The organism is Conchiformibius steedae (genome assembly GCF_014054725.1).
Taxonomy (GTDB): domain Bacteria; phylum Pseudomonadota; class Gammaproteobacteria; order Burkholderiales; family Neisseriaceae; genus Conchiformibius; species Conchiformibius steedae.
In genome coordinates this window covers 1,912,592-1,937,078 of record NZ_CP059563.1, presented here as the reverse complement: position 1 = coordinate 1,937,078, position 24,487 = coordinate 1,912,592, and the positions used below count along the sequence as shown (strand labels likewise).

At 53.5% G+C, this 24,487-nt stretch carries 26 protein-coding genes; 9 read left to right on the top strand and 17 right to left on the bottom strand.

Annotated features, from left to right (window positions below):
• Positions 1-20 precede the first annotated feature (20 nt).
• The 8 genes from H3L98_RS09900 to H3L98_RS09865 all read right to left on the bottom strand — a co-directional run bounded on the left by H3L98_RS09900 (position 21) and on the right by H3L98_RS09865 (position 7,620).
• Positions 21-1,265: an ABC transporter permease gene (locus tag H3L98_RS09900; protein WP_027021885.1), complete on the bottom strand. Its 1,245-nt coding sequence runs from the start codon at positions 1,263-1,265 to the stop codon at positions 21-23.
• Positions 1,259-2,167 (bottom strand): ABC transporter ATP-binding protein, encoded by a 909-nt coding sequence (locus H3L98_RS09895; RefSeq protein ID WP_027021884.1) that lies wholly within the window; start codon positions 2,165-2,167, stop codon positions 1,259-1,261. The genes H3L98_RS09900 and H3L98_RS09895 overlap by 7 nt, the downstream gene beginning before the upstream one ends.
• Positions 2,164-3,168 carry a BtrH-related acyltransferase DarH gene (gene darH, locus H3L98_RS09890; RefSeq protein WP_027021883.1) on the bottom strand — a complete coding sequence of 335 codons (1,005 nt, stop codon included), beginning with the start codon at positions 3,166-3,168 and terminating at the stop codon, positions 2,164-2,166. The genes H3L98_RS09895 and darH overlap by 4 nt, the downstream gene beginning before the upstream one ends.
• Entirely contained in the window at positions 3,168-3,596 is a 429-nt protein-coding gene (locus H3L98_RS09885) for a DarG family dialkylresorcinol biosynthesis protein (protein WP_027021882.1), read from the bottom strand. Before H3L98_RS09885 ends, darH begins: the two co-directional genes overlap by 1 nt.
• A complete protein-coding gene (locus tag H3L98_RS09880) occupies positions 3,586-4,737 on the bottom strand; it encodes a beta-ketoacyl-ACP synthase III (RefSeq protein WP_246327816.1) in 1,152 nt (383 codons plus the stop codon). Before H3L98_RS09880 ends, H3L98_RS09885 begins: the two co-directional genes overlap by 11 nt.
• A 56-nt stretch (positions 4,738-4,793) precedes the next feature.
• Positions 4,794-5,705, bottom strand: a complete 912-nt coding sequence (locus H3L98_RS09875) for a hypothetical protein (protein WP_027021880.1) — start codon at positions 5,703-5,705, stop codon at positions 4,794-4,796.
• A 201-nt stretch (positions 5,706-5,906) separates the two neighbouring features.
• Entirely contained in the window at positions 5,907-6,842 is a 936-nt protein-coding gene (locus H3L98_RS10955) for a hypothetical protein (RefSeq protein ID WP_027021879.1), read from the bottom strand.
• Positions 6,843-6,900: 58 nt separating this feature from the next.
• On the bottom strand, positions 6,901-7,620 hold the full coding sequence (locus tag H3L98_RS09865) for a 16S rRNA (uracil(1498)-N(3))-methyltransferase (RefSeq protein WP_027021878.1): 720 nt from the start codon (positions 7,618-7,620) through the stop codon (positions 6,901-6,903).
• 113 nt (positions 7,621-7,733) lie between these two features.
• Here H3L98_RS09865 and H3L98_RS09860 point away from each other — a divergent pair, with 113 nt between their 5' ends.
• Positions 7,734-8,525, top strand: coding sequence for an inositol monophosphatase family protein (locus H3L98_RS09860; RefSeq protein WP_027021877.1), 792 nt, complete (start codon positions 7,734-7,736; stop codon positions 8,523-8,525).
• Positions 8,526-8,684: 159 nt separating this feature from the next.
• On the opposite strand, the gene H3L98_RS09855 is transcribed toward H3L98_RS09860, so the two are convergent.
• The gene (locus H3L98_RS09855; protein WP_027021876.1) at positions 8,685-9,467 is read right to left on the bottom strand and encodes a TrmH family RNA methyltransferase; all 783 of its coding nucleotides are present in this window, start codon (positions 9,465-9,467) and stop codon (positions 8,685-8,687) included.
• Positions 9,468-9,644: 177 nt separating this feature from the next.
• On the opposite strand from H3L98_RS09855, the gene trkA reads away from it, so the two are divergent.
• The 7 genes from trkA (at position 9,645) to H3L98_RS09825 (ending at position 15,125) form a co-directional block, all read left to right on the top strand.
• Positions 9,645-11,051: a Trk system potassium transporter TrkA gene (trkA, locus tag H3L98_RS09850; protein WP_027021875.1), complete on the top strand. Its 1,407-nt coding sequence runs from the start codon at positions 9,645-9,647 to the stop codon at positions 11,049-11,051.
• A gap of 63 nt (positions 11,052-11,114) precedes the next feature.
• Complete coding sequence (locus tag H3L98_RS09845) at positions 11,115-12,077, top strand: hypothetical protein (RefSeq protein WP_034333163.1); 963 nt, start codon at positions 11,115-11,117, stop codon at positions 12,075-12,077.
• Positions 12,074-12,403, top strand: coding sequence for a manganese efflux pump MntP (locus tag H3L98_RS09840; protein ID WP_051532034.1), 330 nt, complete (start codon positions 12,074-12,076; stop codon positions 12,401-12,403). Before H3L98_RS09845 ends, H3L98_RS09840 begins: the two co-directional genes overlap by 4 nt.
• On the top strand, positions 12,391-12,561 hold the full coding sequence (locus H3L98_RS11060; RefSeq protein WP_420838873.1) for a manganese efflux pump: 171 nt from the start codon (positions 12,391-12,393) through the stop codon (positions 12,559-12,561). The genes H3L98_RS09840 and H3L98_RS11060 overlap by 13 nt, the downstream gene beginning before the upstream one ends.
• 176 nt (positions 12,562-12,737) lie before the next feature.
• Positions 12,738-13,475 carry a methionine ABC transporter ATP-binding protein gene (locus H3L98_RS09835; RefSeq protein ID WP_034333485.1) on the top strand — a complete coding sequence of 246 codons (738 nt, stop codon included), beginning with the start codon at positions 12,738-12,740 and terminating at the stop codon, positions 13,473-13,475.
• A 21-nt stretch (positions 13,476-13,496) separates the two neighbouring features.
• Positions 13,497-14,162: a methionine ABC transporter permease gene (locus tag H3L98_RS09830; protein WP_027021874.1), complete on the top strand. Its 666-nt coding sequence runs from the start codon at positions 13,497-13,499 to the stop codon at positions 14,160-14,162.
• A gap of 27 nt (positions 14,163-14,189) precedes the next feature.
• Positions 14,190-15,125 (top strand): MetQ/NlpA family ABC transporter substrate-binding protein, encoded by a 936-nt coding sequence (locus tag H3L98_RS09825; protein WP_027021873.1) that lies wholly within the window; start codon positions 14,190-14,192, stop codon positions 15,123-15,125.
• A 53-nt stretch (positions 15,126-15,178) separates the two neighbouring features.
• On the opposite strand, the gene H3L98_RS09820 is transcribed toward H3L98_RS09825, so the two are convergent.
• The 4 genes from H3L98_RS09820 to upp form a co-directional block, all read right to left on the bottom strand.
• Positions 15,179-15,973 carry a thymidylate synthase gene (locus H3L98_RS09820; RefSeq protein WP_027021872.1) on the bottom strand — a complete coding sequence of 265 codons (795 nt, stop codon included), beginning with the start codon at positions 15,971-15,973 and terminating at the stop codon, positions 15,179-15,181.
• Position 15,974: 1 nt separating this feature from the next.
• Positions 15,975-16,919: a glutathione synthase gene (gshB, locus tag H3L98_RS09815; RefSeq protein ID WP_027021871.1), complete on the bottom strand. Its 945-nt coding sequence runs from the start codon at positions 16,917-16,919 to the stop codon at positions 15,975-15,977.
• Positions 16,920-17,050: 131 nt separating this feature from the next.
• Complete coding sequence (locus H3L98_RS09810) at positions 17,051-17,371, bottom strand: DUF2322 family protein (protein ID WP_027021870.1); 321 nt, start codon at positions 17,369-17,371, stop codon at positions 17,051-17,053.
• A 29-nt stretch (positions 17,372-17,400) separates the two neighbouring features.
• Positions 17,401-18,036 (bottom strand): uracil phosphoribosyltransferase, encoded by a 636-nt coding sequence (gene upp / locus H3L98_RS09805; protein ID WP_034333480.1) that lies wholly within the window; start codon positions 18,034-18,036, stop codon positions 17,401-17,403.
• Between the two features lie 251 nt (positions 18,037-18,287).
• Between upp and H3L98_RS09800 the strand changes: the two genes are divergently transcribed.
• Positions 18,288-18,713 carry an MliC family protein gene (locus H3L98_RS09800; RefSeq protein ID WP_027021868.1) on the top strand — a complete coding sequence of 142 codons (426 nt, stop codon included), beginning with the start codon at positions 18,288-18,290 and terminating at the stop codon, positions 18,711-18,713.
• Positions 18,714-18,776: 63 nt separating this feature from the next.
• Here H3L98_RS09800 and H3L98_RS09795 read toward each other — a convergent pair whose 3' ends face one another.
• The 4 genes from H3L98_RS09795 to rsmB form a co-directional block, all read right to left on the bottom strand.
• Positions 18,777-20,069, bottom strand: coding sequence for a sigma-54-dependent transcriptional regulator (locus tag H3L98_RS09795; protein WP_027021867.1), 1,293 nt, complete (start codon positions 20,067-20,069; stop codon positions 18,777-18,779).
• 2 nt (positions 20,070-20,071) lie between these two features.
• Positions 20,072-22,183 (bottom strand): sensor histidine kinase, encoded by a 2,112-nt coding sequence (locus tag H3L98_RS09790; protein WP_027021866.1) that lies wholly within the window; start codon positions 22,181-22,183, stop codon positions 20,072-20,074.
• 127 nt (positions 22,184-22,310) lie between these two features.
• Positions 22,311-22,952: a DUF4390 domain-containing protein gene (locus tag H3L98_RS09785; protein ID WP_246327815.1), complete on the bottom strand. Its 642-nt coding sequence runs from the start codon at positions 22,950-22,952 to the stop codon at positions 22,311-22,313.
• Positions 22,953-23,193: 241 nt separating this feature from the next.
• Positions 23,194-24,456 carry a 16S rRNA (cytosine(967)-C(5))-methyltransferase RsmB gene (rsmB, locus tag H3L98_RS09780; protein WP_027021864.1) on the bottom strand — a complete coding sequence of 421 codons (1,263 nt, stop codon included), beginning with the start codon at positions 24,454-24,456 and terminating at the stop codon, positions 23,194-23,196.
• Positions 24,457-24,487 lie beyond the last annotated feature (31 nt).

Genomic DNA, 24,487 nt, shown 5'->3' with positions numbered 1-24,487 from the left:
TTTGTTATCAATAAAATGGTTTAAAAACGCGCAGCGCGTGTCAATTGTCGGCGGTACAGCAAGGCGGCTATTGTCAGCGCCGCTGCGCCAAAACCCGCCAATTTCAACAATTGCGGACGGATTTGCATCACCGAATCATGATTCAGCAGCAGCTTTTGAAACGCATCCAAGCCCCAGCCCATCGGCGACCATTCGGCGATTTGGCGCATGGTGTCGGGCATAATGTGTACGGGCACCATAATCCCGCCCAATGCCGCCATAATAATAATGCCGCCGCCGCCCAACACCACAGCTTGTTCGGTACTGCGGGCGCACACGCTTACCAGCAGCCCGTAGCCCAACGCCGCCGCACTTACCGCCGCTGCCAGTAGCGCGTAAGGATGCCATGCCCCTGTTAGCGTAAAAGCAGGCATATTCAGCGCGGGCAACACGGTATAACCCAGCAGCACCATGCCGACAAACTGCAATTGGTTAATCAGAAAATAGGGAATGATTTTGGCTGCCAACAATGCCGAAGCGGGTGCGCGTGCCATGCTCAAACGGGTGAGCGTATTGGTTTGGCGTTCTGCCGTCATCACGTTAGACAGCGGAATCATAATAAAAAACATACCAAAAATCAGCCACGCGGGCACGCTGTGCTGTACCGAATTGGGGCGTTTAACGGCTTGCCCCTGACGGTTTAAATAGGTTTCCTGCCATAGGTTTTGCTGTAGGTGGTTTTGTACCTGTTTGCGTGTTTGTTCAAACGATTTATCCACTTGCTGTTGGATTTGGCGCACGGGGGGCGATTGGGCGTTGTCCAAACGGATTTGCCGTTCGGCTAAAAAACTGTCCAAGCGAATGCGGGTGTAGTGTTGGCGCAAAACGCCTTTGGCACCGAGCAGCCAAGCGCGGTCGGCATCGGGGCGCAGCCACAGTTGCAGGGGCTGTTCTTTTTCTAAAGGGGTGTCGCTGGTGTTGGGGTTGGCAACCAGTAAATCGGCTTGTCCGTTTTGCAGTGCCTGCTGCCATTTTTTTAAATCGCTTAAGGGTGCGGCATACACGCGCCAGCCTTCTACTTGTAGGGCTTCTTGCAATTTGGCATCGGTGTCGCCGCCGTTGCCCAGCAAGATAATTTGGGCGTGAGGGCGCAGATTGTCGCTGTCGCTGCTGAGTGCTGCCGACATAATCAGCATAAACACAATGGGCATCACAAACAGCACCGCTACGCCGTGCAGGTCGCGGGACAACAGTTTGAGTTCTTTGATAACGGCGGCGGCTAACATGATGGGGGGCTGTCCTGTGCGCTGTCGGCGCGGCGCAAAAAGTCCAAATAAAAATCTTCTAAAGAGGGTTTGCCGAAGCGGCAGGCGGCAATGCGGTAGCCTGCGGCGTATAAAAACGGCAATACCTGTTCGGGGCTGTGGTGGGCGGGCAAACGGTAGCCGCCTGCGGCGGGCGTGCCGCCCAGTTGTGCCAGATGGCGGCTGCTGAGCGGCGGTTCAGTACGCAGCCACAAACCTTCTTGCGTGGGTAAGTCGTCCAAAGCACCGTCAAACGCGATTTGTCCACGGTGCAAAACCGCCAAACGGTTGCACAGGGTTTCAATTTCGTTCAAATAATGCGAGGTATAGACCACGGTTACGCCCTGTCGTCCCAAGGTTGCCACGCTGTCTAACACAAATTGGCGCGATTCGGGGTCAATGCCTACGGTGATTTCGTCTAAAAAAATCAGGCGGGGACGGTTAATCAGCCCGATGGCGAAGTTTAAACGCCGTTTCAATCCGCCTGAAAGGTGTTTGGCGGCTTTGCGGCGGTGGGGGGCAAGCCCTGTTTGTTCCAACAGGCTGTCGGTAAAAGCGCGGTCGCGCACGCCGTATAAAGCGGCAAAAAACGCCATATTGTCGCGCACGCTCAATTGCGGATAAAAGGCAAAGTCTTGCGGAACAAGGGAAATTTGGCGGCGCACGCGGCGGTGCAGGCGTTCCAGCGGCACACCGTCAAAGGTAATCAAACCGCTTTGTACAGGCTGTAAACCCGCCATCAGCGACATCAGCGTGGTTTTGCCTGCGCCGTTGGGTCCCAGCAACCCCAGCACCGTCCCCGCCGCAATGTGCAGCGACACCTGTTCCAAGGCAGGCACAGCGGCGGCGGGATAGCGGTGCGAAACGTTTTCTACGGAAATCATGTTTTTGACCAACTGTGTAAATGTTTCCAAAACGCGCTTTCGCGTTCTGCCAAGCTGTGCAACGCGGCGGCGGTTTCGGCATAGCCCTGCGGCTGCGCCTGACGGCATTGGCGCACACATTGTCCCGCAAATTCGCGCCAACTGTCGCCAATGGCAGTCAGCTGTTCGGAAGCGGTATGTAGGGCATCATCGCCGCAAATTTCGCCAGCCTGCTGTAAAAAATAGGCATACAGATAACGGAAACCCGCCCCGCCTGTGCCGATTTCTTCCTGCATCCGCACCATATGCCCCAAATAACGGGCGCAATAAGCAGCATCGTGGCGTTGCGGCAGTGCCTGAATGCGGCGGGCGAGCGTGTGCATACCGCGTACCCCCACAAAAAAGACAGGTGGCGACATTTGACGCGCATTTTTGGCAATGGCGCGGCGCACCAGCGCGGGCAGGCGTTGCGGCAAATCGCGCAGCGCAGAGGCATCGCTTACCGTGTACATCAAGCCTTTGGGGGCAAGTGCGCCTTTGGCAAAGCGGGCGTGCTGCAAATCGGCGGCGGAACAGCTTTGTACCGTTTCAAACACAGGGTCGCTGAGCAGATAATCCTGTCCGCGTTTACCATAAACCAGCAGATTGTGCGCGTTAAAATGAAAACGCATTTCAGGCGGAAAATAAGGCAGCCAAAACACCGAAGTCTGAATGCCTGCCACCCCGCCTGTTGCCAACACCTTATCCAAAGCATTCATGCCCTGTTCGGCAGAACGGAAACGCTGCATCTGCAAACGTACACCCAACAGCGCACAAGCGTTTTTAATCATGCGCCCCGGTGCAATGCGATAGGAAATCAAAGGCATACCTGCCAGTTTAACCACAGGGATATAAGCAAACGCCAATCCCGCAGCTAATCCGAACACCATGGCTTCGTCCAAATCGCCACCGTGATGGCGCAGCAGTGCCGACAGCGTACCGCTTTCGCAGTGCGCCGTGTGGCGGTGGGGAAAATCGTCCATTAAAGCGGTTCTCCGAAAGGGGAAAGTTCGGCGGCAGACGGCAGTGTACGCAGCGCGTTGACAGGCATGTTCAGGGCGCGGGCGTATTTTTGCAGACAGCGGTCGGACAGTTTGGCAAACACATCGGGGCGCAAATGGCGGCGCAACTGCCAACGCCACACCCCCGCACTCTGCGCCAGCGACACTTCGTCGTGGCGGTAGCGAAACATATGGTAATACAGCGGCGAACGCTTGCCCGCAGCCGCTTCCGCATAAGCCTGTTGCGCCCACGCCGCCCAATCTGCCACAGCTTGTTCGGTGGCATACGTTTCGTCTTGCCAACCGCTGGATGCCGCGCTTTCATAACGCCCCTGACGGGTGGCATACAGGATTTTGCGCTGCCCGCGGTAAATACGGCTGTCGTCCTGCGGCACGTCCTTAACGTCCATCTACTGCCTCCAACAACATAAAACTGCTGGAAAAACGCCCGCTTTCAGGCACATAACACAATACCGTGTCGCCCGTTTGAATATCGCTGCGGCGCATAAATTCTTCCAAAATAATATAAATGGAAGCCGAACCCGTATTGCCTTTTTGGTGCAGATTGGTAAACCACTTGTCTGCCGCGATGGGCAAACCAATATTGTCCAGCCCCTGCGCCACACGTTCGCGGAAAAATTCAGATGAATAATGCGGTAAAAACCAATCAATCTGCTCGCTGTGCAGCGCGTATTTGTCTTTCAACGCCTGCAAGGGTTTTTCAACGGTATAACGGATAATTTCGGCGTTTAGCAGTTTCACATTTTGTTTAACCGATAAAATATTGGCGGGAATATCGGCGGCGCGTTCTTTAAAGCTGCGCCATTGTCCCTGCGGGTCGAAATCTGCGCCCGCATACATACACACAGGCATTTGCCCTGCGTAAGAAAACAATTCTATCCAACGGATTTTAAAGTTTAAACGTCCTTTTGTGGGTGCGGACGACAATGCCAGCGCCCCTGCGCCGTCTGACAACATCCAACGCAAAAAATCCTGCTCAAACGCCAATTCGGGCGTGCTTTGCTGCCAATCACGCGGTGCGGTTTCAAAACACGTTCCGCGCATTACTGCCGAAGCGTTTTCTGCCGCACACGCCACTGCCACGCCCGCACCGCCACAGCGTATGGCACGGTAGGCGTGTAACAGCGCCCCCATGCCCGCCGCGCACACCCCCGCATGGCTGCCGATTTCGCAAGGGGGGATTTCGGGCAGCAAACCATGCACCATAGCAGCGTGCCCTGGCATGATTTGGTCGGGATAAGAAGTGGCACACGCCAGCAGCGATACCGTATTGGGGTCAATACCTTGCGCCAGCAAAGCGCGTATGGCTTCGGCGGCGAGTTGGGCGGCGTTGTGGGTGGCTGCGCCAGTTTGCGGGTTCACAGCGTAATAACGGCTGCGGATGCCGTTGGCGCGTAAAATCATTTTGCGTACCCGTGATGGCACGCCGCCGATTTGTCCCAACACGGCTTCCATTTCATCGTTGCTGACGGGACGGTTGGGCAAAAACGCCGCCGCGCTGTTGATGTACACATCGGATAAGGCGTTCACAGCATTCCTTATTATTTTATGGATTTGAAATTATGGGAAAAAAGGTAAAATGCCCGCTACTCGCCCGAAGGCGCACCGTAATAGGCTTTTTCGCGGCGGATGCGTTCGCGCAACAGGGGTGTCAGCAGGCGTTTGAGCAGCGCGGTCAGCGGTACAATAGTTAAAATGACTGCCACTAAAAACACAATATAAACAGATAATAATACGCGCCGCAGCCGTGGTGAACGCCGTCCTGCCGCCATCAATAGTTTGCCCCACAGCCAAAAGCTGCGGTGGGCGAAACGCTCGCTGAAAATCAGTTTTTCGTTTACGCGCACCGCGCCCATGTTTTGTAACAGGGTTTCGTCCAAAACCGCGCCGCTGTTTAAGGCTTGTGCGGTTTTTGCGCCAAAACGGGCAGCATCGGCAATATCGGTTTCGGCAATGCCCGCTTCAGGCAGCCAAGACGCGGCTTTGCGCCGTCCTGTCAGCATCCACACGGGCGTGGTGATAAAGCTGGCGGCGGTGCTGCTGCGGTCGGTTTTCACCACATTGCCCACCAGTTTTGCCCCTGCCTGTGCCAAAAGTTTTTTGACTTTTTCCTGTGCCATCAGCCACATATTGCGACAACCAATCAAGGTAATCACAGGCGTATCACGCAATAGGGCGTGTGCTTGCGCCGATTGCAAAAACGCGCACACAGGCTGCGAGGGCGACAAAAACCATACTGTGTAGGCAATCACCACCACATCATAATGTTGCCGTTGCAAGGCAAGCGGGGCAATCGGGCGCGGTTGCAGATGCACGGTTTCGGGAAAGGTATTAAAAAACTCGCCAAAACGCCACGGAAACGCAAAATCAGGTTCGGGGCGGATGTGGGCTTCTTCCACGTTTACGCCCTGCGCCCGCAGCCCGTCTGCAAACGCAGCCGCCAAACGCGCCAGCTGCCCTGTTTGCGAATAGGAAACCAGCAACACATGTTTGCCCATAAAATAGATGTCCGTGCCAAAAATGGGGCGATTCTAGTGTTGCCGCTTTGCGCTTGTCAAACAGATTGGGGTGTCGGACAGGGCGTGATCCCGTATCCGACACCCCAAGGGGTAAGGGTGTGCCACCATTTGCCTTGCATAGGCGGATTTCTACTCAAAAAACCGCTTGGCAAAGCCAATAGGAACACGCCCTAGCTGTAATCAATACTGCTCTTGGCGCAACTGCTTAAACGGTCCTGAATAGCCCGCCAAATCGGGTTCATCGCTGCTTTGACGTGCTTTCCAGTATTTACGCGCTTCGCTAATCAGTTTGGCGGTTTCGCTATCGGGGCGTTTTTCGCTGACACGCGCCCATGATTTATCCACGGCGGATTCCAGTTTGCTGGCTTTACCGTTTTCGTCAAAATCGGCAACGGGTGTATTGTCCATGCCGAACAAATAGGCGTGGCGGTATTCGGTTAGCACTTTACGCGCGTCTTTTTGACGGGGGCTGTCTGGATATTCCATTTCCCAATCTTCCCATGCGGCAATGCGTTGTGCCAATTCGTCCCATTCAAGGGCTAAAGCACCATCGTTAGAAATGGGGTCTGCGCCGTCTTTGGCTTGTAATTCTAAAAAGCCTTTCAAGGCATCATCGGCGTGTTTGCCAAACAGTTTCAAATAGTAATCATCGGCAGGGGCAACTTCTGTAATGGCTTCGCCCATGTCCACATATTGCAAACCTGCGGCGGCGATTTTTTTCTGTTCGCTGCGGCGTTCTGCATCGGATTTGTCAATAAAACCTTCTAGGAATTTGGCTTGTTCTTCGTTGATTTTTTCAAGGATTTTTTCTACTTCGGCTCGGTGTTTGCCGTATAGTTTGTCGGCATCTTCGCCATCGGCAAGGGCTTGTTTCACGCGCTTGCTGGCTGCTACAAACTGTTTGACAGCGCCGCTGTGTGCGCTGTCTGAAGCGTCGTCTTGGGCTTCTTCCGCTACTTCTTCGGCTTCGGTGGTTTCTTCGGCGGCTTCGTCTTGGTTTTCGCTATCGGCGCGGCTGCTTTTTTCGGCAACGGGTTTGGCGGGTTCGGCAGCGGGTTTGTCTTGGCAGGCGGCAAGCAGCAGGGCGGCGAGCAGCAGGCTGACGGGTGCTTTCATGTTTTATCCTCAACTATGTTTTAAAAAACGGTATTTTACAGCAAGTTTCAGGGAAATGTTAAATAAAGTCGCCCCACAGGGTTTGCATCGCCGCCAAAGCGGCTAAAGCGGCGGTTTCGGTACGCAGCACGCGCCCGCCCAAGCTAAACGCCTGACAGCCTGCTTCTTGCGCGGCGTGTTCTTCGCTGCTGTCCCAACCGCCTTCTGGTCCTACCAGCAGGGCAAGTTGTGCGGGCGCAGAAAAGTCTTTCAGGCTGCGGGCGCGGTGCAAGCTCATCATCAGATGGGGGATATTGGGGCGTTGTGCCAAATAGTCGGTAAAATCCAACACGGGCAACACGGGGGGAACGGTGTTGCGCCCGCATTGTTCGCAGGCAGAAATCACAATTTCCTGCCAACGGGCTTGACGTTTGTCGGCGCGTTCGCCGTGTAAACGCACCACGCTGCGGCGGCTGATAACGGGCTGAATGGCGTTTACACCCAATTCCACGCTTTTTTGCAAGGTAAATTCCATGCGTTCGCCTGCGGAAACGGCTTGCACCAAGGTGATGTTTAAGGGGCTTTCGGCTGCGCCTGTGGCGGAAGCGTTTATGTGGCACAGGACGCGGCGTTTGTCTATTTGGGTCAGTTCGGCGGCAAGGGCATTGCCTGCGCCGTCAAACAGGATAATATTGTCGCCCACGCGCAGGCGCAAAACGTGAATATGGCGTACCACTTTGTCGGGCAGGGCGGTTTCGCTGCCGATGGGGGGCAGTTCGGGCAGATGGAATCGGGGCATGGTTGTTGCCAATGTGAAAAATCGTTAATATCGCCGATTTTAACAAATGATGCGCCGCAGTGCTTGCGCTGCGGTTGCCGTTTTTCCACCGATTCAGCCCCACGATTGCGCCTATGCTCACCCGACTTCAAACCCTGATTCACGACATTGCCCACAGCGAAGTCATGCCCCGTTTTTTACATGCCGAAGGCATACGCAAAGCAGACGGCAGCTTGCTGTCGGCGGCGGATTTGGCGGCGCAGGCAGCGTTTGAACGCCATCTGCCCGATATTGTCCGCGCCCCCGTGTTGGGCGAAGAAATGCCCTTAATGCAGCAAAAAAACCTGTGGCAAAAACAGGCGCAAACGGGTTTGTGGGTGGTGGACCCCATAGATGGTACGACCAATTTTTTAAACGGTTTGCCGCATTTTGCTTTGTCGGTGGCGTTTGTGCGGCAGGGGAAGACCTTGTTTGGTGCGGTTTACAATCCCGCCACACAGGAAATGTTTGCCGCTGCGCAAGGCAGTGGCGCATTTTTAAACGGACGACCTTTGCCGCTGCGTATCGGACAAAAACGTTTGTTTGAAGCAGTGGCAGGGGTGGAAGTCAAACGCCTGCGCTCGGGTAAGTTGTCCAGCCGCATCCACACTTTATCGCCTGTACGCAGTATTCGCAGCTTGGGCAGCAGTACGCTGGATTGGTGTTATTTGGCGGCGGGGCGTTACGATGTGTATGTTCACGGCGGACAAAACCTGTGGGATTACGCAGCGGGCGCATTGATTTTAACCGAAGCGGGCGGACAGCTTGCCACTTTGGAAGGCGACGAATTTTGGAGTGGCGAACACGTTTTTCAACGTTCGGTAATTGCAGCGGTTGAACCCGCGCTGTTTGACCAATGGCTGAAATGGGTACGCGCCAATCAGTAAGAAGCTGCAAGCAAATCAAACTATCAATCTTATCCATACAGGTTCTATAGTTGATAAAAATAAAAACGAGACAAGGCGACAACGCCCGCCGTGTACGAGTAGTCCATCAGGGCGTTGGCAACGCGGTATCGTTGCGATTTTAATCAACTATATTTTGACCTAACGGCGTTGGCGTTGCTGCTCAAACAAACACACCGCTGCCGCCGCCGCCACATTCAGCGACTCACTACCCGCTGCCATCGGAATCACCGCGCACACATCGGCACTTGCCTGTACCGCTGCGCTCACACCTGCCCCTTCATTACCGAAAATCCACGCACACGGGGCGCGTAAATCCACATCATACACACACACACTCTGCGCCGATAACGCCGTGGCAATGCGCGTGTCGCGGTAATCCGCCAACCACGCGGGCAAATCGGCGCATTCGTACAGGTGCAAGGCAAAATGTGCGCCCATGCCTGCGCGTAATACTTTCGGCGACCACGCATCGGCACAGTTTTTGCTATAGACAATCTGTTGAACGCCTGCTGCTGCCGCATTGCGTAAGAGTGTACCCATATTACCAGGGTCTTGAATATCGTCTAAAACCACACAATCGCCGTGCAAGGGCAGCGGTTTTTGGGTGTGGTCGGGCAAGGCAATCAGCGACAATACCCCGTCTGCTTCATTTAATGCACTGATTTTATTGAGTGCCTGTGCTTGTGCCAAATAAATATTCTGCGGCGGCAAACGCGGTAGCAGAGCTTGCACGTCGGGATGATGCACACGCTGCGGCGACAGCCACACCTGTTCGGGCAGTGTGCCCGTGTTTAAATAGGCTTCCAGCAAATGCACGCCTTCTGCCACGCTTTGACGGTGTTTGCGGCGGGTTTTGGCAGAAGTTAATAATTTGGCTAGGTGTTTGAGATGGGGATTTTGGGCAGATTCTATGGTTTTCATCAATATTCCTGATTGTTTGGTTTAATGTCTTGTGCGTGAGACGGGTGTCGCAAAGCCGCAACAGTGGCAGAAGTGTGGGGCGATTATACTGTTATAATCGCTGTTTTTTATGCCGAATGGAAAAAGTATGATATTGGCGGCTAAACTGCGGAGCGCGCGCGCACGCGCGGAAAACTTGTGAAAATCCTGATTTTGGGCGGCGGGCAGGTGGGTTCGGCAATCGCGCAAGAACTGTCCACTTTGCAGGGGCACGACATTACCGTGATTGACACGGACGAACACGCCTTGTCGAATTTGGGTAGCCAAATGGACGTGCAAACCATTAACGGCAACGGCGCGTCGCCCGTGGCATTGAAACAGGCAGGCGCGGCAGATGCGGATATGTTGTTGGCGCTGACCCGCAGCGATGAAACCAATTTGGTGGCGTGCAAAATCGCCGCCGCGCTGTTTAATGTTCCCAACCGCATTGCGCGGGTGCGTTCGGCGGATTATTTGGACAGTCAAAACGTGCAGGCGGAAGACAAAATGCCCCCTGCTTTGGCGGCGTTTGACATTACCGATTCCATTCACCCCGAAGAGCTGGTTACCGAGCATTTGGCGGGTTTGCTGCATTATATCCGTGCCTTGCAGGTCTTGCCTTTTGCACATGAGCGTGTGCAGATGGTGGTGGCACAGGCAAAAAACCGCGATGCCTTGATTGGCAAAACTGTTGCCGAAATGGTGGCGTTGCTGCCCGAGCGTACCGATTGCCAAATCTGCGCCATTTACCGTAATAACCGCCTGATTGTGCCGCAGGCATCCACGCTGGTGGAAGAGGGCGATGAAATTTGTTTTGCTGCCGATGCGCGACACGTTTCGGCGGTGATGGCGGTGTGGTTTTACTACGAACACAAACCGCGCCGCGTGATGATTGCAGGCGGGGGCAATATCGGTTTTCGCTTGGCGCGACAGCTGGAAGAAAACTTTAACATCAAAATCATTGAATTGAATCCGCAACGTGCCGAATGGCTGGCAGAAAATTTAGACCAGACTTTGGTGTTGCAAGGTTCGGCTTCCGATGAAAACCTGCTTGCCCGCGAATATATTGACGAAATTGACGTGTTTTGCGCCCTGACCAACGACGATGAAAACAATATTATGTCGGCGCTGTTGGCAAAAAATCTGGGCGCAAAACGGGTGGTGTGCATCATCAACCGTTCCCGTTATGTGGATTTGATTACGGGCAACCAGATTGATATTGTGGTGTCGCCGCATTTGATTACCATTGGCAGCATTTTGGCGCATGTGCGCCGTGGTGACATTGCCGCTGTGTATCCCTTGCGCCGAGGCACGGCGGAAGCGATTGAAGTGGTGGTACATGGCGACCAACGCACTTCATCGCTGGTGGGACGGCGCATTGACGAAATCAAATGGCCTGCTGGTTGCCACATTGCCGCCGTGGTGCGCGGCGACACCGTGATGATGGGGCGCAACCATCATGAAACCGTTGCCGACGGCGACCACCTGATTTTATTTGTTGCCCGCCGCCGCGTTTTGCGCGAATTGGAAAAACTGATACAGGTCAAAATGGGCTTTTTCGGCTGATGCCAGTGCATTTTTGCCGATAATGCCCCGAATACACACACATATTTACCTCAAATTCCGCTTATGTTTACCCTGATTTTACCCGCGCTGTTGCGCCCCGATGCCGAACACCTGCCCGAACCGGACACGCCGTTTTTAGACAAACTGCTGCGTTTTGCCCGTTTTGAGCCGCAGCCCAGCCCTTTGGGGCGTTTGTATGCCGAGCATTTGGCGGTGGATTTTTCCCTGCCCGAACACTGCGTGTATGCCAGCCCTGTGTGGCAGCAAATGGGTATGCACAGCATGAATTTGTTAGACGGTGCGGCCGTAGGCATTAACGAAGAAGAAGCCGAAGCCCTGTGCAGCGGCTTAAACGAGTTTTACCGTGGACAAGCGCGTTTTCGTGCCTTGCGCCCCGATTTGTGGCGTATGCTGTTGCCTGCATCGGTTGATTGGCAAGCCCCGCCTGTGTTTGACGTACTCGGTCAGATTGACGGCTCGGTACGCGCCGAAGGCACAGGCGCGGCGCAATGGCTGCAAATGCAAACCGAAATTCAAATGTGGTTGCACGACCACCCCATGAACCGCCACCGCCGCAACCACCAACAACCGCCGATTAACGGCATTTGGCTGTGGAATGCCCCCGTTTATCCCAGCGCAGCGGCAGAAACCGCGCCTGCGCTGATGGGTTGCGACAGCCCGTGGACAGCACAAAGCCCCTTAAACCTTGTCCCTGCGCCCGCCCGTTTTCAAGATTGGCAGCAATATTGTGATGATGAAGGCGTGGCTATTGGCAATACCGCCGTGTGGTTAGACGGTTTAACCTTATCCCGCCAAACCAACGACACTTGGGCGTATGGCGATGTGTTGGCGCAATGGGACGAGACCTTTTTCAAGCCCCTGTGGGAAGCCTTATCCGAAAAACGCATGGATTCGGCGCGTATTATTACCGATGGCGAAGCAGGCGGAACGCTGTGGCTGCAAAAACCGCCGTTGTTCGCATGGTTTAAAGCCAAACGCCATTTTAACGGACGCAGTTTATTGTGAGTTTTTCCGCTTTATGGGTGCTGGCGGTGGGGATGTCTATGGACGCGTTCGCCGCCGCCGTGGTTAAAGGGGCGCAACAACGTCCCACGCCCGCGCAAACGGTGCGTACTGCGCTGCTGTTTGGCACGGTGGAAGCCGTTGCCCCTGTGATTGGCTGGTTGGGCGGACAAGCCGCACAAAGCCTGATTCGCCATTGGGACCATTGGATTGCTTTTGGTTTGTTGTCGTTTTTGGGCTTGCGTATGCTGTACAGCGGCTTGTCGCCCGCTGCTGACAATCCAAGTATTTCTGTCCGCCATGCCGAACGCGGCGCGTGGCTGCGTTGATGATTGGTGTGGTAACGGCGTTGATGTGTGCGTTAGGCATGGTGTTGGGACGGGTATTGGGTGCAGCGGCGGGACAGCGTGCCGAAATCGTAGGCGGGCTGGTGTTAATCGGCATTGGTGCGAATATTTTGTGGGAACACCTGCACGGCTTGGCATAAGCCATATTGCCCGATATTCCAAAGCGCGGCTTGACAAGTTTTGCCGCTTCCCTTACATTTGCTGCTACAAAATTTACGCCGATTTGACACAGCTTGCGGGCGTTAAAACAGCTAAAGCGTTGTGGTTTCAAGCCCGTTGTGTCGCACATCGGGCTTTATTGTATTGAAAGAACACTATGATTATTTTGGAAAATGTTTCCAAACGATTTCAAAACCGCGACAAATCGTGGTTTGCTGCCGTTGAACCTACCGATTTGCATATCCGTGCAGGCGAAATTTTCGGGCTGATGGGCTATTCGGGCGCGGGCAAATCCACGCTGCTGCGCCTGATTAACCTGCTGGAACGCCCCGACAGCGGGCGTGTGGTGGTCGATAAACAGGATTTGACCGCGATGTCGGAAGCGCAGTTGCGCCGCGCCCGTCAAAATATCGGTATGATTTTTCAGCAGTTTAACCTGCTTGCCAACCGCACGGTGGCGCAAAATGTGGCGTTTCCTTTGGAAATTGCGGGCTGGCAGCCCGAAGACATCCGCAAGCGTGTGGCAGAATGTTTGGACGTGGTGGGCTTAAACGAACGCGCCGAACATTATCCCGCCCAGCTTTCAGGCGGACAAAAACAGCGTGTCGGCATTGCCCGCGCCCTTGCCCCCAAACCGCATGTGATGCTGGCAGACGAACCCACATCCGCGCTTGACCCCGCCACCACCCGCAGCGTGTTGGGCTGTTTGCAAGACATCAACCAACGCTTTGGCGTAACCATTGTGATTGTTACCCACGAAATGAGCGTGATTCGCCGTTTGTGCCACCGTACTGCTTTGTTAGACAAAGGCAAACTGCTGGAAGTGGCAGAAGTGAAAGACGGCGAGATTTTGGCACAGTCCGAAATCGGGCGCGAATTGTTGCGCGAAGATTAAATTATTTATATTCAATAAATTATGAATACCGAAAACCTTGTCAAACTGCTTCCTGATTTTTACACTGCGCTGTGGCAAACTTTAACCATGGTTGCCGTATCTGCCACCTTCAGCATTGTAGCGGGGGGATTATTGGGGGTGTGGCTGTTTACCAGTGCCAAAGGACAGATTTTTGCCAATGCCCCGCTGAACCGCGCTTTAAGCTGGCTGGTTAGCTTTATGCGTGCTTTTCCCTTTGTGATTCTGATGATTGTGCTGATGCCCGTTACCCGCATGATAGTCGGTACATCGTTCGGACCTTTGGCGGCTTCCGTGTCGTTAAGCATTGCCGCGAGCTTTTATTTCGCCCGCTTGGTGGAACAAAACCTAAACGACGTTCCCAAAGGCGTGATTGAAGCCGCACAAGCCATGGGCGCATCGCCTGTTACCATTATTTTCAAAGTGTTGCTAAATGAAGCCCGTGCAGGCTTGGTATTGAGCATCACCATTTTGATGATTGCCATTTTGGGCGAAAGTGCGGCGGCGGGTTTGATTGGCGGCGGCGGTATTGGCGATTTGGGTATCCGTTACGGACACCAACGCTATATGCCTGATGTGATGGCAGCGGTGGTGGTGTTGCTGACCGCGCTGGTGGTAGCGATTCAAGCGGCGGGCAATTTCCTGTCCGCCAAATTAGACAAACGTTAATTTCCTATTGATTCAGGAGCATCTGTTATGAACACAGCATTCAAACTTTCTTTGGCAGGCGTGATTGCCTTGGCACTGTCTGCTTGCGGACAACAACAACAGCAGGCACAAACCCCTGCCGCTTCAGGCACGGGCGCAGCGTCTGCCGTAGCCGTAGAAAAAAGCGAAATCCGCATCGGCACGACCCCCGGTGATTTTGCCGATATGGTAAAAGAGCAAATCCAACCTGCTTTGGAAAAACAAGGCTATAAAGTTACCTTAACCGAATTCCCCGATTACGTTACCCCCAATAAAGCCTTGGCGGAAAGCGCGATTGACATCAATGTGTTCCAGCACAAACCCTATTTGGACGGTTTTAAAGAAGAACACAAATTGGATTTGGTGGAAGTCTTCCAAATTCCCACTGCGCCTTTGGGCATTTACGCAGGTAAAATCGCCAAATTGGAAGAGGTAAAAGACGGCAGCACCGTAGCCGTGCCGAACGACCCGTCTAACTTTGCCCGTGCTTTGGTGATGATGGACGAATTGGGCTGGATTAAGCTGAAAGACAATATTGACCCGCTGAAAGCCTCTAAAGCCGATATTGCTGAAAACAGCAAAAACATCAAGCTGGTGGAAATGGAAGCCGCCAACCTGCCGCGCAGCCGTCAAGACGTGGATTTTGCGGTGGTAAACGGCAATTACGCCATGTCTTCAGGCATGAAATTGACCGAAGCACTGTTCCAAGAGCCGAGCTTTGCCTATGTGAACTGGTCTGCCGTGCGTACCGCCGACAAAGACAGCAAATGGGTAAAAGATGTGGAAGCAGCGTATAACAGCGACGAATTTAAAACCTATGCCAAAACCAAGTTTGCAGGTTATAAATACCCTGCTGCTTGGGGCGAACAGGGCGCGGCTGCGGCAGTGGCCGAAGCGTCTGCGGCTTCAGTAGCGGCATCTGTAGCCGCTTCTGCAGCGAAATAAATTGGTTTGATGGATTAAAAAATCCCTATGCTAATCATGGCATAGGGATTTTTTTAGACGGAAACCGCTGCTTTAATATGCGGATGGGGGTCGTAATCCTGCAATTCAAAATCGTCAAACTGAAAAGCAAACAAATCATCAATTTGTGGATTGATTTTCATCACGGGCAGTTGGCGCGGTTCGCGGCTAAGCTGTAATTGCGCCTGTTCAAAATGATTGCGGTACAAATGCGCGTCGCCCAAAGTATGCACAAACTCGCCTGCCTGCAGCCCGCACACTTGCGCCACCATCATCGTCAGCAGCGCGTAGCTGGCAATATTAAACGGTACGCCCAAAAATACATCGCCGCTGCGCTGGTAAAGCTGGCACGACAAACGCCCGTTTGCCACATAAAACTGAAACATGGCATGACAGGGCGGTAACGCCATTTCATCTACCAAAGCAGGATTCCACGCCGATACCATCAGGCGGCGCGAATCGGGATTGTGTTTAATTTGTTGGACAACATGGCTGATTTGGTCAATGCTGCTGCCATCGGGCGCAGGCCAAGAACGCCATTGATAGCCGTACACGGGACCCAGTTCGCCGTTTTCGTCTGCCCATTCGTCCCAAATGGATACTTGGTTTTCTTTCAGATAACGGATATTGGTGTCGCCGCGCAAAAACCACAACAATTCGTGAATAATGGAACGCAAATGCAGTTTTTTGGTGGTGAGCAGGGGAAAGCCTTGCGCCAAATCAAAGCGCATCTGATAGCCGAAAACAGAGCGTGTGCCTGTGCCTGTGCGGTCGGATTTGTCGGTGCCGTTATCTAAAATATGGCGCATTAAATCAAGATATTGTTGCATATTACGCTGCCTTGCCCCGTTGTTCAAGTGCATCAACAAATACCGCTGCCACGTCAAAATCTTTTTGTTTCATAATCTCTTGGAAACCTGTGGGGCTGGTAACATTGACTTCGGTCAGGCAGTCGCCAATCACGTCCAAACCCGCCAGCAAAATGCCGCGCCGCAGCAGTTCGGGGGCAAGGCTTTCGGCGATTTCGTGGTCGCGCTCGGACAATTCTTGCGCCACGCCGCGCCCGCCTGCCGCCAGATTGCCGCGTGTTTCGCCGTTTTGAGGAATGCGGGCAAGGGCGTAGGGAATGACTTTACCGTTAATAATCAAGATGCGTTTGTCGCCGTGCACAATGGCGGGCAGGTAGCGTTGCGCCATAATGGTACGGCTGTCCAACTGCATTAGCGTTTCCAAAATGCTGCCTGTGTTGGGGTCGCCTTCGCGCAAACGGAAAATGCCCATGCCGCCCATGCCGTCCAAAGGTTTGACGATAATGTCGCCATGTTCCTGTAAAAATTGTTTAATTTCAGATGATTGGGTGGAAACCAAAGTGGGCGCGGTAAATTGGGGGAAATTTAAAATCGCCAGTTTTTCGTTAAAGTCGCGCATCGCCTGCCCGCTGTTAAACACTTTAGCGCCGTGCTGTTCCGCCAAACTGAGTAATTGGGTGGCGTACAGGTATTGCAGGTCAAACGGCGGGTCGGTACGCATAATCACGGCGTCAAAACTGCCTAAATCGGCGCTTTCGGGCGCGGCTGCCTGAAACCATGTTTCGCCATTTTGGAACTCAAAAGCAGCAGCTTGGGCAAACACGCGTCCGCCGCGCACGGATAAATCGCTGCTTAATGTATGAAACAGCCGATGTCCGCGCCGTGCGGCTTCGCGCATCATGGCATAGGTGGTGTCTTTATAGGTTTTGAATGTGTGCAGGGGGTCGGCGATAAACAGCAGATTCATGGGGGAAACTTTCGGGATTGGGTAATGTCTTACAGTACACGATAAATTTTTTCGTGCTGAAACACCGCTCCCTCCCCTGTTTTACGGGGGAGGGCTAGGGAGTGGTATGGTGGGATTCAAACAGTCATTTTTTACGCTGCCAGCGGTTTCAGTTGCAAAACCAAACCTTCATCGCGCACGCGCAGCAGCAAATCAATATTGGGATGTTTGCCTGCGTGTGCCTGTGCATCGGCAAGGTGTTCGGCAAACCAGATTAAACCCTGCTCGGCGGCTTCGGCGTTTAATACATTGTTAAAACGCTGCGCCAGCGCGTGATACAGTTTCAGGCTGCCCAGCTTGCCTTCTACGGCGGGAATATGGTGCACAACGGTGTTGTCGGCATCGCATACGTCCAAACCGCGCAAATGGGCGATATCGGGCATGGCGGCAAGGTTTTCGGCAAAAGTACTCATGTTTTTTCCTGTGTAATTAAATAAACGGTTTAGCCGTGTTTCGTACCAAAGATTTTATCCCCCGCATCGCCCAATCCTGGAATAATATAGCCGTTTTCATTTAAATGGCTGTCCAGCGCAGCGGTGTAAATCGGTACATCGGGGTGGGCATCGTGTACGGTTTTTACGCCTTCGGGCGCAGCCACCAGTACCAGGGCTTTGATATGGCAACAGCCTTTGGCTTTCAACAAATCAATGGTTGCCACCATCGAACCGCCTGTTGCCAGCATTGGGTCGAGAATCAGCGCGGGGCGTTCGTCCATTTTGTCCACCAGCTTTTCAAAATAGGAAACGGGTTGCAGAGTTTCTTCATCGCGCTGCAAACCCACTACGCTGATTTTGGCGGTGGGAATCAAATCCAGCACGCCATCCAGCATACCCAAGCCCGCGCGTAAAATCGGCACTACAGTTAAGGTTTTGCCTTTGATGCGCCTGCCTTCAATTTCACCGCACCAGCCGTTAATGGTGTGGGTTTCGGTTTCAAAATCGCGTGTGGCCTCGTATGCCATCAGACGCGATAATTCTTTGGTTAAAATGCGGAATTTTCCCGTGCTGCAATCGGCTTCGCGCATCAGGGTCAGTTTGTGGTGAACCAGGGGGTGGTCGATAATGTGAAGCTTGGTCATCATGGCAAAGGGTAAAAATTGAAAAAACGCCGTATTATAAACTTTCGCTGCCTGCTGTGCGACAGGCAGTCGCTTAACATGCTTTAAGATTTTGATGTATCTTTTTGATAAAAATTGATTTTATTGATAATGCGCGTAAATTCAAGTTAAAGCAGATTACAGCGGCGCATTTCGTGGTTAATATGGCGTTTTACAGGGCAACGGCTTGAGTTGCCATGTGTGTTTAACCTTTTTACTTGAAGGGATTTGTTATGAACATCAAACTTTTTGCCGCTGCTGCCGCTGCCGTATGTGCTTTGGCTGCCTGCCAATCCAATGCCAAGCAAGACAACGGCATGAACCAAGCCCATCATCACAATGTGAACAAACAGCAAGGCAATTTCCAGCCCACACCGGTAAATATGCCTAACGAGCATTACAGCTGCCGCAACGGTATGGGTGTGACCATTCAATACATCGGCAACGACCGTATTGCTTTGAGCCTGAATACCGATAATAAAGCCCGCGCCGTATTGTCGCAAACCCGCGCCGCTTCCGGCGAACTGTACACCGCTGCACAAGGCTTGTACGGCAAACCGACCGAATGGCATCAAAAAGCAGGCGAAGCCGTATTTGCGTTTAGCGACCCTTACGGCAACAAAACCCAAACTTTCTGCCGTATTCCCGTAAAAAAATAATTTAAATCATTAAAAATTAAGGTTTAATCAAACAGCCGCAGGGCGTTATCCTGCGGCTGTTTTTTATTCGCTGTGTTCGCCGTGGCGGGCAGCGGCGCTGCGGCGCGTTACGCTAATGCCCAACTGCTTGAGTTTACGGTATAAATGGGTGCGTTCCAATCCCACTTTCTGCGCCACGCGGCTCATGTTTTGGTTTTCGCGGCGGATATGGTATTCAAAATAACGCCGTTCCAATTCTTCACGCAATTCGCGCAGCGGCAGGTTGAAATCAAAGCCGTTCACCATTTCGCCGTCGTTTTGCTGCATAAACTGCCCCAGCATTTTGTGTACTGCCTGTTGTCCCACTTCGTTGCCTTCGCTGTTTAAAGCAAGGTTTTTGACCACGTTTTTAAGCTGTTCCAAATTGCCGGGCCAATCGTATTGGCACAAACGCCCCACCGCATCGGCACTGAAACGCACGGGCGCGGATTTTTGCGCCTGCGCCAGTTCGTTGGTAATCTGATTGACTAAAAACGGAATGTCGTCTAACTGCTGGCGCAGCGGCGGCAGGCTAATCACCAGCGAAGACAAAACGTTAAGCAAACGGTTGTCCTGCGTGGGACTGCTGACCAATTCCGATAAGGGCTGGCTGCAAGTACACACCACGCGGGCATGATAACGTTCTGCCTTGGTCAGCAAAAAGGCGATGCTTTGCTGTACGCTTTTGTTGTATTGGGCAATATCGCCCAAATACAGCACGCCGTTGGCGGATTTTTGCAGCAGTTCCAAAGGCGAATCGGTGATGTGGTCGGGGCGGACGGGTTCAATCCACGGGGTGTGGTTTTTGTGGAAAAAACGTGCCACTGCTTCAAACGGCGAACCCGATTCGCCCAACAGCAGAATGGGGCTGTTGTGGGCGGAGGCGCGTTCCAGCTGTTTGCCCAATTCTTTGATGACGTTGCTGTTGCCCAAACGTTCCAGCGATGCGCCCGCTGCCGATTGGGTTTCGCCTGTTTTGAGGGCGCGTTCTACCGCGCTGAACAGCTTTTGCAGCGGAATGGGTTTTTCCAAAAAGTCTAATGCGCCGATTTTGGTGGCTTCTACGGCGGTATCAATGCTGCCGTGCCCGCTCATCATCACCACGGGCATGGTTAATTGACCGTTGCTTGCCCATTCTTTGAGCAGGGTAATGCCGTCGCTGTCGGGCATCCAGATGTCCAACAGCACCATGGCAGGACGGGTTTGATTGCGTAATTGTCGGGCTTGTTCGGCGTTTTCTGCCAACGCCACCGAATAGCCTTCGTCTTCCAGCGTTTCCTGAAGCACTTCCCGAATGCCGATTTCATCGTCCACGATAAGAATGTCGGTACTTCGCATGATTAGGGGGTTTCCGTAGTGAATTTGAGGTATACGCACGCGCCGCCGCCGTCTTGGTTGGACAGGCTGATTTTGCCTTTGTGGTCGTCCACGATTTTTTTCACAACCGACAAGCCCAAACCTGTGCCTGAGGCTTTGTCGGTGGTATAAGGCTCGAAGGCGTTTTGCAACATGGCTTTGCTGAAACTTTTGCCGTTGTTGGCGATGGTCAGGCAGGCGTTGCCTGTTTCATCGGTATAGGTGCGGATGCTGACCTGCGGGTGCGGGTCGGCTTCGGCAGCTTCGGCGGCGTTTTTCAGCAGGTTGTGCAAAACCTGACGCATGGCGGTAGTGTCTGCTTTTAACAACAAGGGTATGGTACTCAATTCGGCATCAAAGGTGCAAGGATTACTTTCATAGAGTACCAGCACTTCAGACACGAGCTGGTTGAGGTTGATGGTGTGCATTTTCAGCGAGGGGGCGCGGGCGTAGTTGCGGAAGGCTTCTACCATCTCTTTGAGCGCGGCAACCTGCTTGATAATGGTATCGGTTGATTTTGTTAAGATTTGTTCGTCTTTGTTATCCAATTTGTCGCGCAATTTGTGCGCCAAACGCTCGGCGGAAAGCTGAATCGGGGTGAGCGGATTGCGGATTTCGTGCGCCAAACGCTTGGCAACTTCGCCCCAAGCGGCTTCTTTTTGTGCCAAAACAAGTGTTGTAATATTGTCAAAAACGAGAACGGTGCCGCTGCCGTTTTCGGGGGGCAGGCTGATGGCTTTACCCAATAAAATGCGTGTTTCGTCTGCGCCCGAATAGGAAATTTCGGCAGCTTCGCCGCTTTTGGCGGTGGCAAGCAGGGTACGCAGTGTGTCTGCCAACACATTGTGTTGGGCGGAACGGTGTTTCCAATCGCGGCGGTGCTGACCGACCAAATCGCTCAAAGGCAAATCGACAATGGCTTCGGCGCTGCGGTTGTAGGTGTTGAGTCTGCCTTCGGCATCAAGGGTAATCACGCCTGCGCTTAAGCTGTCGAGTACGCGCTCAAGAAATTGGTGCGAGGCTTCTAATTCGTTGCGGTGCTGGGTGTCGGCTTGTTTGGCGATGGCAAGCTGTTCGGTCATGTGGTTAAACAGATTGCTCAAACGTCCAAATTCATCGTTGCGGATAATGGTCAGGCGTTGGTTGAACTCGCCTTGGGCAACGTGGCGCGCGCCGTTTGCCAGTTGCAAAATGGGTTCGACAAAGCGTTGGGCAAAATAGAGTGAGCCTGCCAGTGCCAGCAAAATGGACATCAGCGCGGCAATCACCAGCGTAATCACAAAAAAGGTTCGCAGTCCTTTTTGTGCGTGTACCACTTCTTTATATTGGCTGCGGGCGTCTTCAATCAGTTGGGTGTTGCGGGCGATGTCTGCGGGAACGGCTTGGCGGAAAAACAGGGCGTGGGCTTCGCCGTTGTAATGGGGCAGCAGCAGCCAGCCACGGGCGTACAGATGGTTGTTCAGGTGTTCGGGACGGCGCACCACGCCGTCTTTTAAGAGATAAGCAATGGTGGTTTGGTCCAATTCGGGGGTGTGCAGTTGGTGGGGATTGCGTTGTTTGACGATGCGGCGGCTGCTTAAATTCCATACGACCAGTTGGTCAAACTGTTTGGCGTGGGCGGTCAGCAGGGCAGGGGCGATGTCTTGCTGTTGTTGATATAGGGTGGTGATGTCGGTGCGGATGCGGTTGGCTTCGTTGGCGATTTGTGCCACGCTTTGATTGAGGGCAGATTGACTTAACTGTAAACCGCGGTCTAATGCTTCTTGAGTGTTTTCGTTAAACCACGAATCGATGTTGTGGGTAATCATTTGCAAAGACACCATCATGATGCACAAAGACGGAATCAGGGCAACGGTGGCAAACATGGCGGACAGTTTGCGGGCGATTTGCGAGCCGAAAACGCGGCGGTGTTTTTCGCGCACAATCCGAATGATGTAGTGCGTGATGATGCCGAACATGGTAAGGGCGAGCAGGGCGCAAAATACAAACAACGCCCAAAAAGACATGGACAGGCTGCTGTTTTGGTTGGTGGAAAGCGTGAGCGTATATAGGGCGAGAAATGCCGCAATGCCCGAAAAAATAAAAAAACGCTGCATAATGCCGTACTTTATAAAGAAACTGATTTGAAAGGTGAGCCGACAGAAAGGGCTTTTCGCTTGCGCAGGCGCTATTTTACGGCAAGCGCGGGGGGATTTGTATCTGTCGGCGGAAAAGAAATGTGGGTTAGCGGCGGATGTCCAGCCGTTTCCAGCCCGAATCCAGCTGCCAATTGCCTGCGTGTATGGCGTTAATCTGGAAGGGCTTGGGCAGTTGGGCAGTGCTTAAATGCAGCCTGATTTTGACCCGTATGTGTTTGGTGTCGGTATCGGACAGCGCACCAGGGTCAAGCACTTGCCAGTTGGCAATCGCGCCCACGCTTTTGAGCGCAGCTTCCAGCGTTTCGTATTCGTGGGAAAACGTCCCCACGCTGACACGGTAGCGGTTGGTGAGCGGGTGAAACGATAAGCGGTAGCTAACGGTGGTTTGGTCGCTGCCGCCTATCCAGTTTGCCAAACGGTAGCGGTAAGAGGTTAAACGCGGTTTTTCCAAACGGTAGTGCAAATCAAAATCCAAAGGTACGCCTTCTTTTAAGGCGTTTTGCAGATTGGGCGGTAGGTTGGTTTGAAAGCGCGTGTGTATCGACAGGCGTCCGTCTTGCAGGATTTGCCCGTCGTGGCGCAGGGGAATAATGCTTTCGCTTTGCGCTTGAACGGCGGTGGCGAAAGCCAAATAGAGAACAGGCAGCGCCAGCAGCAGCTTGAGGGCGCGGACGCGCCGCGCCCAAGTGTGGCGCAGGCGATACATTTGGGGGCTGGTGTTTGTCATGTTGGTTTATGTGTGTTGTTTGTGTGGTACGGGCGTAAAACCGTGGCGGCGGCACGCGGCAAAAATGGCGTGGTGCGGCTGAATCGAGGTGGGTTGCGCCGCGTGCGTGCGCGGGGCATTTTTATGAAGCGTATGCCCAAAAACAGTTAATACCGTTTCTTAAATCATACGGTTGGCAAGATTAAACCAATTCCGCCGCCGATGCACGGTTTGCGGTGCGGCGGCGGCGGATTAGTCGGCTTTATACAACACTTTTATACAACAGGGCATAGTAAAAACCGTCTTGACGGGCATCGGGCAGAAGCTGTTCTTCGTGATGCAGCATGGCATCGGGGTGGCGGGCGAGAAACTGACGGCATTGGTCTTGGTTTTCTTCGCGAAACAGCGAACAGGTTGCCAACAGCATCCGTCCCTGTGGGCGCACGGTGCGCCACAATGCGTCCAGCAATGGGATTTGTTGGGCGGCGGTGCGGGCGGCATCTTGGCGGCGGCGCAGGTGGCGGATATCGGGATTGCGTTTGAGCGTACCCGAAGCGGTACACGGCACATCTGCCAGCACTGCATCAAATAAAGTGCCGTCGTGCCACTGTGCCAACTGCTGCGCGGGGGCGCAATGCAAACGCGCCGACACACCCAAACGTGCCAAATTGTCTGCCACGCGCTGCAAACGCTTGGGGTCAATGTCCAGCGCGGTTAAATCACAATCGGCACGTTCCAAAATATGCCCGCTTTTTCCCCCAGGGGCAGCACAAGCGTCCAACACCTTTTCGCCTGCCTGCGGATTGAGCAACACTGCCGCACGTTGCGCCCCCCAATCCTGCACCGACACCGCCCCTTGCATAAAATGCGGAATCTGTTGCACGGGCATGGCTTGTGCCAACATGACTGCCGTGTCGTCCAAAGCTTCTGCCGTGATGCCGTGCTGCGCCAGTTCCGCCAAATAGTCTTCCATGCGGTAACGGCGCAGGTTTACCCGCAAAGTCAGCGGCGGATGGCGCATACAGTCGGCAGCGATGTCGCGCCACTGCTGCGGGTGGTCGCGGCGCAATACGTCCAACCACCACGCAGGCAAGTTGTAACGGCTGCTGTCGCGGCGTTGGCAAGCAGTGGTCAGTTCGGGCATTTCGCGTTGAAAACGGCGCAGCAGCGCATTGGCAAGGGCGCGGTAACGCCCGCGGGCAATGCCACCAATATGGCGCACCGCTTCATTGACCACGGCGTGCGGCGCGTTGCGGGTATGCCAAAGCTGATACAACGCCACTTTTAACAAGGCAATCAATTGCGCGTTTTGCGGCGGTTTGGCGAGCATTTGCGCCAGCAGCGCATCTAAAGCAAAACCGTAACGCTGTACGCCGTAGGCAATATCTTGCAACATGCCTTTGTCTTGCGGGGAAAGTTCGGGGTGTTCAGCAAGCAGCAGTGCCAATTCGTCTGCCAGATTGCGCCCTTGGGCAACGGCTAACACGGTCTGCGCCGACAGGGTTTGGATATGGGAAAGCGACATGATTTTCTATCCGTAAAACTTTAAAAAAACC